General features: G+C 54.4%; 13 protein-coding genes and 2 pseudogenes. 4 read left to right on the top strand and 11 right to left on the bottom strand.

Features of this window, described 5'->3' with window-relative positions; all coding sequences use genetic code 11:
• Positions 1-52: 52 nt before the first annotated feature.
• Positions 53-3,811 (top strand): DEAD/DEAH box helicase, encoded by a 3,759-nt coding sequence (locus tag QMK54_RS11175; protein ID WP_320402481.1) that lies wholly within the window; start codon positions 53-55, stop codon positions 3,809-3,811.
• A 62-nt stretch (positions 3,812-3,873) separates the two neighbouring features.
• On the top strand, positions 3,874-4,176 hold the full coding sequence (locus tag QMK54_RS11170) for a hypothetical protein (protein WP_223510979.1): 303 nt from the start codon (positions 3,874-3,876) through the stop codon (positions 4,174-4,176).
• A 138-nt stretch (positions 4,177-4,314) separates the two neighbouring features.
• On the opposite strand, the gene QMK54_RS11165 is transcribed toward QMK54_RS11170, so the two are convergent.
• The 5 genes from QMK54_RS11165 to QMK54_RS11145 all read right to left on the bottom strand — a co-directional run bounded on the left by QMK54_RS11165 (position 4,315) and on the right by QMK54_RS11145 (position 7,481).
• Positions 4,315-4,518 (bottom strand): hypothetical protein, encoded by a 204-nt coding sequence (locus QMK54_RS11165; RefSeq protein WP_218497788.1) that lies wholly within the window; start codon positions 4,516-4,518, stop codon positions 4,315-4,317.
• A gap of 70 nt (positions 4,519-4,588) precedes the next feature.
• Positions 4,589-4,813, bottom strand: a complete 225-nt coding sequence (locus QMK54_RS11160) for a hypothetical protein (protein ID WP_008019294.1) — start codon at positions 4,811-4,813, stop codon at positions 4,589-4,591.
• 28 nt (positions 4,814-4,841) lie between these two features.
• Positions 4,842-5,093 carry a hypothetical protein gene (locus tag QMK54_RS11155; RefSeq protein ID WP_223510980.1) on the bottom strand — a complete coding sequence of 84 codons (252 nt, stop codon included), beginning with the start codon at positions 5,091-5,093 and terminating at the stop codon, positions 4,842-4,844.
• A 241-nt stretch (positions 5,094-5,334) separates the two neighbouring features.
• Positions 5,335-6,234, bottom strand: a complete 900-nt coding sequence (locus QMK54_RS11150; RefSeq protein WP_223510981.1) for a DMT family transporter — start codon at positions 6,232-6,234, stop codon at positions 5,335-5,337.
• A 167-nt stretch (positions 6,235-6,401) separates the two neighbouring features.
• Positions 6,402-7,481, bottom strand: coding sequence for an SDR family oxidoreductase (locus tag QMK54_RS11145; protein ID WP_218497786.1), 1,080 nt, complete (start codon positions 7,479-7,481; stop codon positions 6,402-6,404).
• Between the two features lie 74 nt (positions 7,482-7,555).
• On the opposite strand from QMK54_RS11145, the gene QMK54_RS11140 reads away from it, so the two are divergent.
• Positions 7,556-7,945: a MerR family transcriptional regulator gene (locus tag QMK54_RS11140; RefSeq protein WP_218497785.1), complete on the top strand. Its 390-nt coding sequence runs from the start codon at positions 7,556-7,558 to the stop codon at positions 7,943-7,945.
• 296 nt (positions 7,946-8,241) lie between these two features.
• Here the strand turns inward: QMK54_RS11140 and QMK54_RS11135 are convergent, their stop codons facing one another.
• From QMK54_RS11135 to QMK54_RS11125, 3 genes and pseudogenes are all read right to left on the bottom strand, one after another.
• Complete coding sequence (locus tag QMK54_RS11135; protein ID WP_110625626.1) at positions 8,242-9,003, bottom strand: SDR family NAD(P)-dependent oxidoreductase; 762 nt, start codon at positions 9,001-9,003, stop codon at positions 8,242-8,244.
• Positions 9,004-9,288: 285 nt separating this feature from the next.
• Positions 9,289-9,550, bottom strand: a pseudogene (locus QMK54_RS11130) (transposase domain-containing protein); the annotation flags it as partial.
• Positions 9,551-9,764: 214 nt separating this feature from the next.
• The gene (locus tag QMK54_RS11125; RefSeq protein WP_218498467.1) at positions 9,765-11,138 is read right to left on the bottom strand and encodes a transposase; all 1,374 of its coding nucleotides are present in this window, start codon (positions 11,136-11,138) and stop codon (positions 9,765-9,767) included.
• 267 nt (positions 11,139-11,405) lie between these two features.
• Here QMK54_RS11125 and QMK54_RS11120 point away from each other — a divergent pair, with 267 nt between their 5' ends.
• Complete coding sequence (locus QMK54_RS11120; protein WP_223510931.1) at positions 11,406-11,624, top strand: hypothetical protein; 219 nt, start codon at positions 11,406-11,408, stop codon at positions 11,622-11,624.
• 119 nt (positions 11,625-11,743) lie between these two features.
• Here the strand turns inward: QMK54_RS11120 and QMK54_RS11115 are convergent.
• The 3 genes and pseudogenes from QMK54_RS11115 to hpaA form a co-directional block, all read right to left on the bottom strand.
• Positions 11,744-12,043 (bottom strand): annotated as a pseudogene (locus QMK54_RS11115) (tyrosine-type recombinase/integrase); the annotation flags it as partial.
• Between the two features lie 813 nt (positions 12,044-12,856).
• Complete coding sequence (hpaR, locus tag QMK54_RS11110) at positions 12,857-13,279, bottom strand: homoprotocatechuate degradation operon regulator HpaR (RefSeq protein ID WP_154910166.1); 423 nt, start codon at positions 13,277-13,279, stop codon at positions 12,857-12,859.
• A gap of 251 nt (positions 13,280-13,530) precedes the next feature.
• A complete protein-coding gene (gene hpaA / locus QMK54_RS11105; RefSeq protein ID WP_154910165.1) occupies positions 13,531-14,436 on the bottom strand; it encodes a 4-hydroxyphenylacetate catabolism regulatory protein HpaA in 906 nt (301 codons plus the stop codon).
• Between the last annotated feature and the right edge of the window lie 155 nt (positions 14,437-14,591).

Below are 14,591 nucleotides of genomic sequence, written 5' to 3'. Positions count from 1 at the left end.
TTTCACGGGGTTTCGAGCAGCGAAGTCCAGTGTTCGTTTTTAGGGGAATCTAATGGAAGCTCTGGGGCAGCAACTTCGGCCGGTCGCCACGCGGATCAGTCAGTACTTCCGCGACTTTTTAGACTCGGATTTCAAGCGTCAACAAGCTCCGCGCCGCCGAATCGTGCTGACCACCGACACCGGATTCAGATCGGGGATGCGTACCTCGCCCTACCCCTCCTTGGATCGCGACCTATGGAATCTATTGGGGCGTCCATCTAGCGAGGACCTGTCACTGACGATCGACCCACGGCGTTATACGCGTCCGATCAGTGATGTGCTTCGCAAAGTGATCCACGAGCAAGTAAACGCCATCCCTGCTTCATCCCTACAAACTGTACATACTTCGGTGGAGGAACTAGCCGCAGAGTCCTACGCAAAAGCGATAGAAGACCCGGAGTTGTGGGTGGAGTCAGTCCAAAACCACTTGGGCAGCAAAGTCGCCGAGCACATCATCAAGCCCCTGATTGCTCACCTGGATGGTCCACTGCGCAATCAGGCGTACTGGGTAATGGACTCATTATTCGCCGCGGAGAAGGACCTCGTTGATCGTGTCTGCGGTGACCTATCCCGAGTCCTCCCAGAGCTGCTGGCCAAGCTGCTCGCCACCCAGGACTCAGCCCCGCTCAAGGAGGCGATCCCACAGTTCCTGACTCTTGAAGGAACTCGTCAGGCGCTGATGGTGTTCTTTGAAGGGTTTGTGGCGGCTGACGCCTACCACGAATTCCGCGATCTTGAGACCTATGTTGCCACCAGCGACGGGATGCAGCTCTACCTATACATCGGTGCAGTGAAGTACGGTGGAAACCAATACCCACTCTTCTTTCTTCCCATTGAGGTACAGAGGGAGGAAAAGGGGGCCGGCTTTAAGTTAAAGCTGCTTAACCAGCTTTATACCAACCGCAAGGCTATCGACTTTATTCTGCAGGAGCTGGCTGCTGGGCTTGAACGCGCATGGGTTTCTCCGATCCCCGAACGAATCCATTACATCAAACCCGAGCAGTCCATATACGAAGAGGCCCGCGTCCTGTTCCAGCGCGTAGCCAATGCCTTGGACCTCGGTGGCAAGATCAGCCTCTCCTCCTCTGCTACCGATACCTCGACAATTGCGGTTGGGCTGTCCAGCTCTCTGTCCCTGGCTGCGTATGAACGTTCGGACGAGGCATTGCTCAACGACTACGAAGAGATCCTCGAAGCACTTAAGCATGGCGGATCGGCCGTGGTTGAACTGTTCGAGGGCATCGTTGGTGGTGTACTGCGCGAGAACCCCAAGTCCATCGCTGCTGCTGTGGAGACCACCTGGGATGCGCTTCCGATGGTGGATCGAATGGTCTTCGACTCACCGATCCCCCTGAACGAAGAGCAACGCAAAGTATTGATTGCCGTGCGACAGCCTGAAGGAAAGATCGTTGTTGTCTCCGGCCCTCCAGGTACCGGCAAGAGCCATACGATCACAGCAATCGCCGCCGATTGCGCCTTTAATCAGCGCTCCTGTCTGGTGTTATCGGATAAGACCGAAGCGCTGGATGTGGTCTACGACAAACTGTCGGAAGCCATGTCACGCGTACGCCACGATCGTGATTTCCCGAATCCGATACTGCGGCTCGGCCAGCAAGCCCATAACTTCCGTAAACTGACCTCGAATCAGGCTGTGACCCAGATCGGGGCCTACGCCAAGGCAATGAAGGCGAATCAGCCCCGGCTCGAAGAGGAGCGAAAAAGTCGGTCGGAGAACCTGAAGGAACAGATCAAGCTGACTGTGGCGACATTAGGCGCCATCGAAATGACCAGCGTACAAGCAATGCTCAAAGACGAAACCGAGCTCGCTGAGCTTGCCCCGTCAGTACTGGAAGTGTTGAAACGCGCAAGTGGAGCCGGTCTGATTTCAGAGCTCGAGAGCATCACCGAGCACCTAACGGGGGTGGAACAGTATCTTCTTGAGGTCTTCTCGGAGGGAGACTTTAACCCACAAAGCCTTTGGAACAGAACGCGAAGGGATGCATTACTGGCAGCCTTCACTCAGGAACATTCTGACGCCCCATGGGATCTGTTCGAGTCGATGTCGTCCTCCCAACTGCGCACGCTTGGCGGACTTCTAGTCAGCTATGGTCAACTGAAGATGCCTCTGTTCGGTTACCTGTTCCGTGGCGCACAGGTGCGCGAAGTTGAACGTCAGCTTAATGCCCTACCCGTCAGCAGCCCCTTGCAGCTCAAGCAACGGCAAGCAATGTTATCCAACCTCGTTGAGGCGGCAAATAAGCTCCGATTGAAGCTTCAGAGCGAAGATCTAGAAGACGAATTCGAGGGTTGTTATCGGCTGCTTACCCGAGGAAAAACGCCAAAACTCAACGCAGGCAATGCGGCAAAAGCCATGGCCATTCTGCGTCGTGTCGATACCAAAATAGTGGATGTACTGCTTGAGCAACCAAAGGATGATGCCCGTCTCTGGCCCCTGTCCGTTCGGTTCCTGCACGGCTGGCTGCGCACTCGGGAGGCCTTCGCATCGGCGCCCCAGTATGATTATGCCGGCACCAAGACCCAGCTCGAGCGCCTCAACACCTCGGTCATGAACGCACACGTAGACACTCGCCTACTGAGTTTCATGGAGAATTACCGCTCAGACGCACGGGCGCTAGCTGGCGTAATCGCTAACCGACAAAAATTTCCAGAAGACAAGTTCACGCACGTACGCGAGAGCTTCCCGGTCATCATCGCCAGTATTCGCGAGTTTGGTGAATACATGCCATTGGCCCCTGACATGTTCGACGTGGTGGTCATCGACGAGGCCTCACAGGTCTCAGTCGCCCAAGCATTACCGGCGCTACTACGCGCGAAGAAGGTCGTCGTGCTGGGCGATGACAAACAATTTTCAAACGTGAAATCGGCGAATGCCAGCATTGAGCAGAATGATAAGTACCGCAATGAGCTGAAAAACTATTTCACGACCCACGTCAGCGGCGCAGCCGACGCCCTACAGCGGCTGTCCATGTTCGACGTTAAACGTTCCATTCTGGAATTCTGCAATCACGCGGCCTCATACTCAGTCATGCTGCGCAAGCACTTCCGCTCTTACCAGGAGCTAATCGGATACTCCTCGGGCACGTTTTATGGGCACCAATTGCAGGCCATCAAAATCCGCGGCATCCCGGTCGACGAAGTCATCCGATTCGACATAGTCGATACGACAGACAAGAGAGTGACACGAGGTACCAATGAAGCGGAGGCGGAGTTCATTCTTGACCGCCTTCTTGAGCTGATCGAGGAGGAATCGCCACCGACCGTAGGCATTATCTCGCCCTTTCGTGAACAGCAGACCCTACTGTCGAAGAAGCTGTTTAATCACCCCCGCGGGGCAGACTTCGAACGTCTGTTGCGGTTGAAGGTTATGACCTTCGACAGCTGCCAGGGAGAGGAACGGCACATCATTTTCTACTCGATGGTAGCGACGGCTGATGAGGATGCGCTCAACTATATCTTCCCGGTTGAACTGAGTGACGCAGAACAGGCAGTGGAGCAAAAACTCAAGGTACAGCGTCTTAACGTCGGCTTTAGCCGCGCTCAGGAAATGATTTGGTTTGTTCACTCCAAGCCACTCAATGAGTTTCGCGGCGCCATCGGACAAGCGCTTAACCACTATGCGAACATTCTTGAGAACGCCAATAGAATACCTTCTGCCGAACACACCGATCAGTCCAGCCCTATGGAAGCCAAGGTTCTGGAGTGGTTTCGCCAGACCAAGTTCTATCAGTCCAATACGCACGACACTAGCTAAAGACCAGTCGTGAGATCGCGCAGCTGCAATTCGAAGACGCCTTGGGGAAGGAATATCGCGAATTGGCCGGTGAACTGTCGAAGAAAGCTTTAATGGGCGAGTGCTTAAACGACGACGAATATGAAGAGGCCTTCGACGAACTGTATCGATATGTTGATCTGATCAACGAGCAAGTTTCGCTCCGAGCACGTGGACGCATTGTTTCGGATGTATGGCAAAGTTGGTTGGAGGAAATTGAAGCGAACTTGAATCTACCGGTATTCGCGCAGGCGTGGACCGAGATCAAGAGTAGATCCAAGGGTTTGGAGGAGCTTCGCCGCCTTGAGCGAGAAAAGTTAAAGAGCGACCCAAAGTATTGGCGGTAAGCTCTGAACCGGGCATTTGAGTTACATCGGTACGACCGCCAGGCCGCTACAACATCTCGCCGTCATACCACGCGCCTACTCCGCCTTCCCCCGCACAATCCTTCTCGCCTTCATAACCCGCCAGCTAATTTGTGCCGTTCAATGGAGAACCCTGCGACTCTCTCCAGTCCTGATCCGATCAAGCGCCCGGTTTAACGCGTCCAAGGCATCGAGGAGAGCTTTCGCCTCGGCTTCCCGGCCATCCCCCCATAGGCGTTCAGCCATTTTGTTCAGAGCTTGGATAGAACGCTCAATTTCAGCAGCAGTCACTGCTGCTTTACTGTCCGTCAGCTTCTTCTTCATTGAGTAACCGTTTGCAGGGCATTGCTTGTATTTCAGGATCTAGCGCGAATACGCCCGCCAGAACGCATGGCTATTCAGCCTTCCGGACAATCCTTCCCGCCTTCACCTCATCTGTGTAAGCAGTCAGCCGATCAGCTTGCTCATGCAGCTTTTCGATCGTCTCCATTGCCTCCAGAAGCTCTGTATCCCCGCGCTGTTTTGCAAGCCTGAACATTTCCAGGGCAGCTTCTTCGAGGGAATATGCAGCGGCTTTCAAGTCGCGGCGTAACTCTTGATTGGGTTTGTTAAGTGCCATGACAACCTCCTGCCAATCCCTTCCGCGATCATTGGCAGTGGTCAGCCTTCGCCGGCGGGACTACCTGGCCTGCACCGATTTCTTTAATCCAGCCATCTAACCGATTCTCACCTTGCTGGAAGATTGTGATCATCCTTCGAAGCGCCTCAGCGTCTGGTCCATTACCTGCGTGGCTTAGCCGCTCGGCAATCCGAACTAACTCCACGGCCGACCACTTCAGATCAGAGGCGACACCCTGCAGATCGCGCTTCAGGTCCTGCACTGGTTTGTTGAGCCCCATCATCACCCCTTACAAGTCCCCACAACACTAATCCGATATTCAGCTGCGAAATTGCACTCTACTTGATCACCCGCTTGCATTCGACCTGACCAGTCATTTGCATTCGTTCTGACCACCGATTGCATCGGATTTGACCAGCACGCTTTGTAACCATGATCGGCAGAGAACGGCCAGAAGCGGTCAGTAGCTCAAAACACTTAAAAACCACTGGTTGCTAAAGTAATCAGGATCCGAAAATAGCTCACTCGGTCGAAGGTACGGATGCTTTGCTGCCCAAGCGGATTAGTTCATTGGAGAAACACAGGCCGACGATGATCAGTGCCGCTCCCGCGTACAGGCTTTCGCGCGGTACTTCATTGAGCGCCACAAACGCCAGCAGGGCGGCGAACAGCGGCTCGGTCAGTTCCAGCGCCTGCACTTGGGATGGCTTGAGATACTCGATGGCCTTGGTGGTGCAGAAGAAGCCCAGGATTGTCGGCAGCGCGGCCAGCGCCAGCAGCGCGGCGATCGCCAGCGGCGACAGCTCGCCGATCACGAAATCATCGGCCGCGGCCGGCATCAGCAGGTACAGGCTGCCAAAGAACAACAATTGTCGGGTGAAGTGCAGTCCCCCCGACACGCCCATCCGCTTCATGGCAACCGAAAACGCCCCATAGCCGCAGCCGGCCATGGAGGCTAGCGCAGCACCTTGCAGGGTAAAGCCCTGCTGCAGGTCGGCGCCGAAGATCACCGCGATCCCGGCGATAGCCAGTGCGGCGCCCACGGTCGCGTTCGCGGTGATGGCATCTTTGAGAAAAATGCGCCCCAGAATGATCGAGGAAATTGAGGCACTGGCCATCAGCACCACCACCACACCTGCCGCAGCGTAGTGTCGATAGGCGGACGTTTCGAAATGGAACAGCACAAAGATGCCAAGGAATGCGCAGATAGCCGCCTGAGTCCATTTGGTCGACGCCGCCGGGCGCTTGAGGACAAATAATAAGATCGAGAGCAGCACGCATCCCAGTACGGTCTTGATGACAGCGACACTGCTAGCGGTGAAACCATTACTCATGAGTACTTTGCTGAGTACACCGATCGTAGCGTTCAGTGCCGCAGCGGAGAGTGCAAATATGACGCCTTTGCTGAAAGTAGATTGCATTGATGACGATCCCTGTCGCTGAATTGTCGTTCGATAGAATGCCGCCCTACATCGACGGCGCAAAGTTTGAGGATACGAAGATCCCATCGACCCCAGTATTTATTGTGGCATAAGCTGGATCGTCCAGTAGGATGCCATTCGCCTTCTTGTCGCCGCCAAGGGAGAAGTCAGAGGGCCTGGCCCTTGGCTATGCAATTTGAGTTGACGAACATTGCAGTGTGCTGCAAAGACTGACGTATATCCGGTTTGGATATTCCATGCATATTGGCAAATTGCTCGACCGCCGCTGTATCAAAACGAGTGGTCTGGATAAAGTCCAAGGCTTCGGGTTTTGTATTCAAAAACCGCGCGACGGGAGGAATACTCAGTAGCAACTTCAACAATCGGAGTGAAATGTAATGCTTGGGAGACTTTAAGCCCAAAGGTTGTGCCACCTGTACCAGGAGTTCTCGCAAGTTCGGTGTTTGGTCATCAAGCGCCAGCAGTTCCTGGCCCACCATGGCAGGATCAAAAGCACAAACCGCCACCAGCTCAACCAGGTAATCCACGGTGACCAGTGGCAGCCAGTGCTCGGCGGTACCGGGCACTGCAGTCAGCTTTCTCTGCACAAGGTTTCGTATCAGCTCCACCAGCGGCTGACCGTCAAGGATATGCCCAGTGCGGCTGTGGCCACAAACCGTCGCGGGGTGGACAACGGTAATCTCCCCGCCCTTGGTGGACATGACCTCCAGGGTCGCAAAATGCGCCTCCAGCTTGCTCCCCTCGTAACCACCGACATGTCGGTAGACGGCAGGCCAATTCGTCAGCTCCGGATAACGAGGATCAATTCCGATGCGTTGCAGATGTTCATGATTTTTCAGCATGTAGCCGCCGATCATCACTAGCCGGCTTTTTTGCTCAGCCGCCAACAGCGCCACGCGCTTTGCCCCTTCCACATTTACCGCACGAGAATGCTCCACTGAAAGCCCCCATGCGAAGTGGGCGCCCAGGTGGAATACGACGCTGGCGTGCCTTAGTACTTCTCGGTCAGCAAGACTCAGCCCGAGGTTGTCCCGTTCCAGATCGCCAGCTACGGCAAATACCCGGGTTGCACACCCTCCCAAATTGTCGACTTGCTCACGCAGTGCAGCTAGTCGCTCCGGGCGACGCATCAACACCCGAATGGTGTGACCTTTTGCACTCAGGTTCGCCACCAAATGTTGACCGATGAAACCGGTACCCCCCGTGACAAAGCACTCCACGCTCATTTCCCTGTTCCTTGTTTAAGGTGAGGAACCAAGCGTAAACTATCAACCCAACTCTATGGTCAAGCGGTGTTTTCATGAAAATCGGCGAACTCGAGGCCCGCAGCGGTGCCAGCCGCCATACGCTACGTTACTACGAGCAAATCGGCCTGATCTCACCACAGCGGCGAACTAACAACTATCGCGATTACACAGCGCAAACTCTGCAGGATCTGGACTTTATCCAGCGCGCGCAAAGCATGGGGTTTTCCCTGGGGGAAATAGGCGAGATTCTGGATGCGCAACGGAACAAGCTGATCGATTGTGCTGACGGCGCCAAGCTAATTGAAAAGAAGATGGCGGAAATCAAACAGAAAATCGCCAACCTCCAAAGTATTTATCGGTATCTGGATGAAGAGCGTGCAAACCTCGAAGCCAGTGCTGCCAAACAACTTGAGCTTCAGCAGTTGAACAACTCTTCCAACTGAACGGTCAGCATCTAGAGAGCGGAAGCTGCAGCCTGCTTCAAGTTTCAAGTTTCAAGTTTCAAGTCCCCTTATGCATTTTCTAAAGCCTTCTGGCCAGGCCCTGGACAGCAAACGTCCGCCCAACAGACCTTGCGTGGTTAAACGGGCGCCCATCTATGCGGCAGCAACTCGGTAATCTGTATCCGTCCGGCGGTGTCCTCTAGCCCGCCCTGAAAAGCTATGGTATCCGTCCTTTGGGCGAGTCGGCGAAACAGAGTGACTCGTCTTCTCACCTGCTACACCGGAGCACGCTAAACCTAGGTCAGATTCAACCCGCCGTCTGAGAGGAGTATCTCGCCGGTTAAGTAGTCCGACTCGACCAGCATTACAACAGCTTTTGCGATGTCGTCTGGGCTAGCGGCCCTGCGCATAGGTGCACGAGTTCGCCACAACTCTTGAGCACCTGTCCACTCTGCGGTCAGAGGCGTGTCGACCAAGCCAGGCGCCACAGCGTTTACGCGAATTTCTGGCCCCAGCGATACCGCGAGCAAGCGGGTCATGTGATTAAGCGCAGCTTTGCTTACCGCATAGGGAATCGATGCACCCTTAGGACGGATACCGGCATGCGAACTGATGTTTACGACGCAACCTGCTCGACGGTCACGGGCGGCATCGCGTAATGCCGACTCGGCCAATGCGACTAGGTGGAACGGCGCCACGACATTAACCTCGTTAAGTTCGTGCCACACCGTCGAGTTGGCCGAGGCAAGGTCGCAGTGCGGAATGACTCTGCTAATACCGGCGTTATTGACCAATACGTCGAGCTGCCCCCACGCGGCGATCGCCTCGTTAATAAGCCTGACCCTGTCAGCTTCGAAAGCAAGATCAGCTTGCACGTAAATAGCCTGCTTCATTTCGGCAACCATTGCGCGTCCCGCATCCGCAGAATTTCGCGAATGGAGCACCACCGCATAGCCTGCACGGCTTAGTACACGTGCAATGGCTGCGCCGATACCGGAAGTGGATCCTGTAACCAACGCGACGCGTAATACGTTATCGATTGTCGGATTGGGTTTCATATGGATATCTCGAATTGGTTGCTAAAAAGCCATCACCGTAGCACCAAGCGGGCAACGTCGGCGTCTGGCGGTCACGATAGGCAGGTATCCATTTTCAAATCAGGTTGGCGCTTATTCTGCGGCGCAAAGCTACGCTTTTCATTGAGACGTCCGGCTGTACGTATTCTTGGACGACTTGGGCTTTAAAAGGTTTGGGGCAAGAAGTTCTCTGACGCATGGAAATCCTGGCGATAATGGCGAAGGTGTCCACGTACTTTTAAGTGAAAAACACCGCCTTTGTCACAGCTATCGGCTAGGTTTATGCGTCCGACACCACGCCTTGCGTGATGAAACCGGTTGCCACTTATGCGGCAACAATTGATCGACTTCACTCACCCGCTGCGTCGGCAGGCGCGTGAGCACGCCCTTTAAATACGCATACGGTTCATGGATGTTAAGCCGTGCCGACTGGTTCAAACTGATAATCGCAGCCGCACCTTTGCCGCTACGTAAGGAGCCCGGGAATAGCCAGTTTGAAAGCCCAAAAAGCCCATGGCCGGATTTGATTTCCCCATCAGTGAATTGCTCCGGATTTGCTAGACACATAATGTCTGCTTTGGGTTGATTCTGTTGAAAAAGTCGGATTTTCAGCTGGCCTGAACTAAGGCACGACCACCATCGGAGAACCTACTCACCACATCGAGTGGTTTCTCGGCTCTTCGTTGACCTTTGCTGCTCTGTTATTGGGTTAATTTGAGGTTTTTTGCTTCGTGCAGGCGCACCTATCCCGTGGCAGGTGGCCCTTGAGATGTAAATTTGGCCAGCCGTCGCAGGTTCTGCACCGCAGCGGCCAGCGTGAATTCATCAGTCGCGCCACTCATGCCACGTAGTCGCAGGCGATCCAATTTCAGGATGCGCTTGAGGTGGGCAAACAACATTTCGACCTTCTTACGTTCGTGGCGAGAGCGCACGTACCCAGGTGTCGCTGCGATTCGCCGAGCCACATCGCGCGCGGCTTCATGGACGCTGCGGGCGATCTTGCGGCACGCAGTGTTCGGGCAGCACTTGGCTTTCATCAGACAGGCAACGCAGTCGGTCTGCCGGGATCGGAAGATAATGGTGTTGGCTTTGGTGACGTGTGAACGCTCATTTTTGAAGGCTCGCCATTCGCTGCGCAATGGGTTTCCGGCCGGGCAGCGGTATTCCTCAGCCTCTTCATTCCAGTGGAAATCGTTGCTCGAAAAACTGTTGTTCTTGCGCTCGGTTTTGTCCCACACCGGCACATGCGGCTCGATGTCTTTTTCCTCCACCATCCAGGCCAGCATCGGCGCGGTGCCGTAAGCGGTGTCGCCAATAAGGCGCTCCGGCTTGATGTCGAACTGCGCTTCGACCCGTTCGATCATCGTCTTGGTGCTCTCGACTTCTGCGGTTCGATGAGCCGGTGTGGGTTCCACGTCCATGATCACGCCGTGCTCGGTATCGATCAGATAATTCGTGGAATAAGCGTAGAACGCTGGGCCACCTGGAGCTGCGGTCCAGCGGGCTTGAGGATCAGTCAGCGATAGGCGCTTCGGTAGCGTTTCGGCCAGAGCCTCTTCATCGAGTGCCTCAAGATACTCACGCACGGCGCGGGTGCTCAGGGCCGGATCGTTCCAGTTGACCGGTTCATCACCCGGTACACCGCGCTGCCGGCTGGCATCCGCTTTGATGATGCTGGCGTCCACGGCAAAGCCTTCGCCCTTGACCAGGCCGGCGTCCATGCAACGACGCAGCACTTCGTTGAACAGCCAGCGAAACAAATCGCTGTCCCGAAAACGGCCGTGCCTATTTTTGGAAAAGGTCGAGTGATTGGGGACTTCATCTTCAAGGCTTAACCGGCAGAACCAGCGATACGCCAGGTTCAAATGGGCTTCTTCGCACAGCCGACGCTCTGAGCGAATGCCGTAGCAATAGCCCACGATCAGCATGCGGATCATCAACTCAGGGTCAATCGACGGACGCCCAATTGGGCTGTAAAAATCGGCGAGGTAATGGCGCAAGTCGCTCAGATCGAGACACCGATCAATGCTACGCAGAAGGTGATTGGCGGGGATGTGGTCTTCAAGGTTGAACGAGTAAAACAGCCGTTCCTGCCCACTCGATAACTGTCCCATCATGCTGCGTGCTTCCCTGCTGGCCAATGCAGAGATTTTGCCGCAGGCCAGACAGGGGAGCTACTTTTTCAACAGAATCGGCCGATTTCTGCCTGTCGCCACAGTCAACTTTAGGTCGTCCTCTACCGGTCAAAAATTAGGAGCGTGAGCAAGCGCAATTCAGGTGAATGTTGAATGCAAACAGCTAGATAGAACTAGGTAATTAGCCACCAGTCTCAGCCAGCGTGAGATGAGCTAGGCTTCCGGCAACATTTCTCAAGGATGACCGTCATGCTAGATAGCTCAGACTGCAAGATCGCGACGGCTGACGCTCTGACATTGCTACTCCACAATCAACACGCCCTAGGTGCAGCAATAGAAGAAATAACCAAGTGGCTTTTAGAAAATGGGGTTGGCAGTGTTGCCGCTAATGCGATATCGGCCATGGAAACGCTGGACACAAATGCTCAAGCCATCACAGATTCCATAATGAGGATACGCCAGTCTTAGGATCACTCAGTGCAGTCTAAGGCTGCCCTCTGATCTGAATCGGTCCCTGATTTTATAGGCACATTTGACCGATAGTGGAACGAGTAGCGACGGCCTAGCACGACCGTCACAATGAATGGTCAGACTTCCGTCTGCTCCGCCATTTCCAAGGCATCATCGACCTCGACTCCCAGGTACCTAACAGTGCTTTCAAGCTTCGTATGACCTAGTAAGAGTTGGACGGACCTCAGGTTCTTTGCCCTGCGATAGATCAAAGAAGCCTTGGTTCTCCGAAGCGTGTGAGTACCGTACATGGTTGGATCAAGGCCAATGGCTGCCACCCAATCTTTGACTATTCGAGCGTATTGTCTGGTGGAAAGATGGTCTGAGGCGTGCAACCAGCTCGGGCACAAGAAATCCTCGCCGCGAAGGCACTTTTGAGCAGGAAATCAGCGCAGGGGCAATCGTGCCGTTCCCCGCCTATGACCCTGCCCTGCGTACCCGTTATGCCTTCAGCCACCTGAAAGAGCGCTCACTGCCACCCGCGGTAGAGATTTAGAGCCAGTCTCTTACGGGCTCTGCTTGGAGATATGTGGCGGATACGTGGAGGTTCATACCCGAAGAGGAAAACGTTCCTCCCTATTAACGATGCAATCGTGCACGCCTCGCACCCGATGCTCTTGAACACCCCGCGTTGGAGCACTCTACGTTAATTCCCCTCCCTCTCGACCAGCGGATAATCGAAATCCTCAGTGGGGCAAAAAGTGGGGCAAAAATCAGCTCCGCGCAAAAACTATAAATCATAAAAAAATCCAGTCACCGCTAAGTGACTGGATTTCTTTAAGAATAAATGGTCGGGACGGAGTGATTCGAACACTCGACCCCTAGCACCCCATGCTAACGATGATTCTAAGCATTTGATTTATAACAGTTTTAATAAAGCGTATTTCACTCAACTTAAGTGAATGAAGCCCATCTATGTCACTGCTCAAGCGAAATACTCCAATCTGCTGCCGCCGTGGCAACTGAGTGCCCGGCGCTCCTGAATTGGGCAGTTAACGGCGATGAAGGCGAAGATACGCACCTCAAGTCAAAATCCAGGCTGAGTCGGGCGCTTTAGCATAATGGATTGCGACCAATCCTTCTGGACTGGCATACCTATTGCCGTAGCCCTTGAAAACCGATATCAGTAAGCTGATGCAACAAGGAGTACAAGGGTAGTTAGCGACTGTGATTGTATTATCAGGCGCCGGTCAAGGTTTGATATTTTTAAACTCATTGAGCAAAGCCAGAAGCTGCTGCATTTTTTCCGCACCAAATTGCTCTTCAATCCTGAGGTAGTTGCCTTCCATGCCGTCACTCATTGAGACAAAGCACTGCTGACCGCGCTCCGTGAGCGCAACGAGAACCCGCCGTTGATCCTCGCTGGACTTGTGCCGACGCACCAGACCATCTCGCTCCAAACGAGTCAAAACACCAGTCATGCTCGGCTTTAGAATGCAGGCTTGATGTGCAAGTTGATGGCTTTCAAGTTCGCCCTGCTGACGCAGTATCCGAATGATCCGCCACTGCTGTTCGGTGAGGTCGTGCTTGTTGAGAGCCGGGCGGAAGAAAGCCATTGCGGCTTCGCGAGCCTGCAACAAGGTCAGCGTCAGTGAAGGTCTGGGGTTAGCCATAATCGAACTACTTGAATGGGCGAGTCGGCAGCTTAGTGTCGCCAGCCATCAGGCGCAAGCTGCCGAGCAAGGCTCGGTTATTATCTTGTTAACCATTTTACGACTTTGCTCAACCCGACATTGCCTGGCAGCAATGCGCCTGTGAAAAGTGCAATCGGTTCCCCGTAAAAGCCATTCTGTCGCAGCGCTGCGGTGGTCATGATGATCCGTACAAGATCAACCCGACCAAAGCCAAAAAGCCTATGCCCTATTCAACGCAAACCCGATTGGCGCTGGCGATACTCCCCCGGTGTCAACTGCACGTGGCGCTGGAAGAATCGACTGAAGTAGGCCGGATCCTTGAACCCGAGCTGATAGCAGATTTCATTGGCAGAGCCCCCGGTAAACAACAACAGTCGTTTCGCTTCTTGAATCAGGCGCTCCATGATCAGGCGCTTGGAAGGCAGGTCGGCAATTCGTCGGCACACATCGTTGAGTCGTGCTTCGGTAACCCCGATGCCTTCAGCGTAACGCGACAAAGGCCAGTGCTGCTGGTAGTGGGCTTCGATCAATTCATTGAAGCGGTGGAAGATTCTCAGGTCTTCGTGCCGTGCTGGCGAAGCCTTCAACGAGTTAGGGCACAGTCGCAGCAGACTGATCATGAGCAATCGCGTCAAGCCGTCGAGGGCAGAACTGCGTCCCGGGCGCTCAGTCACGACCTCCTCACTCAGTTCCTCGAACAGATATTCAAGACGGCGCACCTCAGCGGCGTATTCCGGCCCAAGGCGAGACAGCGCGACACACACCGCCGGAAACTGCGCCCCAGCAGGCGCGAGGCTGGGATCGGCGTCGATCAATTGCCACACCAGTTGCTGACGCACCGTCAACACGTGCCCGTCACTGTCGGCCTCGGTCACGAAGGAATGGGGGATGGTCGGTGGCGTCAGGAAGAACATCGGCGCGGACTCCACGTATTGCTGGTCGTCCAGATACACCCGCACCGTGCCGCTTTTCACATAGTGAACCTGGAAGAACCGGTCATGCCGATGCACCGGCATGTTGCGGCCGAAGAAACCCGCCAGGTTACCCAGCTTGTCGTAATGGACTTCAGCGTCGCTGTAGCGCTGGTCGTACACCTGGCCAATGTTGATGTTCGGGATCGGTTGACGGTCAGTCATTGCTGGCTACTCGTTTTTATTCTGATTCATGCATTGCAGTCGCCTCCATCCTGCACCGAATTGGCTGTGGCAACCACTGCACAACCAGTCTGACACGCTTGACGATAGTTAACATATTAATTATAACTGTTAACACATTAACAAAATCATGGGCC

This window comes from Pseudomonas sp. P5_109 (genome assembly GCF_034009455.1).
In the GTDB taxonomy this organism is placed as follows: domain Bacteria; phylum Pseudomonadota; class Gammaproteobacteria; order Pseudomonadales; family Pseudomonadaceae; genus Aquipseudomonas.
This window is presented reverse-complemented; position numbering and strand designations above follow the sequence as displayed.

Excerpts from the sequence above, each read along its gene's own strand:
- QMK54_RS11175 (WP_320402481.1), top strand. The coding sequence starts at position 53 with ATGGAAGCTCTGGGGCAGCAACTTCGGCCGGTCGCCACGCGGATCAGT.
- QMK54_RS11165 (WP_218497788.1), bottom strand. The coding sequence starts at position 4,518 with ATGAAGAAGAAGCTGACGGACAGTAAAGCAGCAGTGACTGCTGCTGAA.
- QMK54_RS11160 (WP_008019294.1), bottom strand. The coding sequence starts at position 4,813 with ATGGCACTTAACAAACCCAATCAAGAGTTACGCCGCGACTTGAAAGCC.
- QMK54_RS11155 (WP_223510980.1), bottom strand. The coding sequence starts at position 5,093 with ATGGGGCTCAACAAACCAGTGCAGGACCTGAAGCGCGATCTGCAGGGT.
- QMK54_RS11150 (WP_223510981.1), bottom strand. The coding sequence starts at position 6,234 with ATGCAATCTACTTTCAGCAAAGGCGTCATATTTGCACTCTCCGCTGCG.
- QMK54_RS11145 (WP_218497786.1), bottom strand. The coding sequence starts at position 7,481 with ATGAGCGTGGAGTGCTTTGTCACGGGGGGTACCGGTTTCATCGGTCAA.
- QMK54_RS11140 (WP_218497785.1), top strand. The coding sequence starts at position 7,556 with ATGAAAATCGGCGAACTCGAGGCCCGCAGCGGTGCCAGCCGCCATACG.
- QMK54_RS11135 (WP_110625626.1), bottom strand. The coding sequence starts at position 9,003 with ATGAAACCCAATCCGACAATCGATAACGTATTACGCGTCGCGTTGGTT.
- QMK54_RS11125 (WP_218498467.1), bottom strand. The coding sequence starts at position 11,138 with ATGATGGGACAGTTATCGAGTGGGCAGGAACGGCTGTTTTACTCGTTC.
- QMK54_RS11120 (WP_223510931.1), top strand. The coding sequence starts at position 11,406 with ATGCTAGATAGCTCAGACTGCAAGATCGCGACGGCTGACGCTCTGACA.
- hpaR (WP_154910166.1), bottom strand. The coding sequence starts at position 13,279 with ATGGCTAACCCCAGACCTTCACTGACGCTGACCTTGTTGCAGGCTCGC.
- hpaA (WP_154910165.1), bottom strand. The coding sequence starts at position 14,436 with ATGACTGACCGTCAACCGATCCCGAACATCAACATTGGCCAGGTGTAC.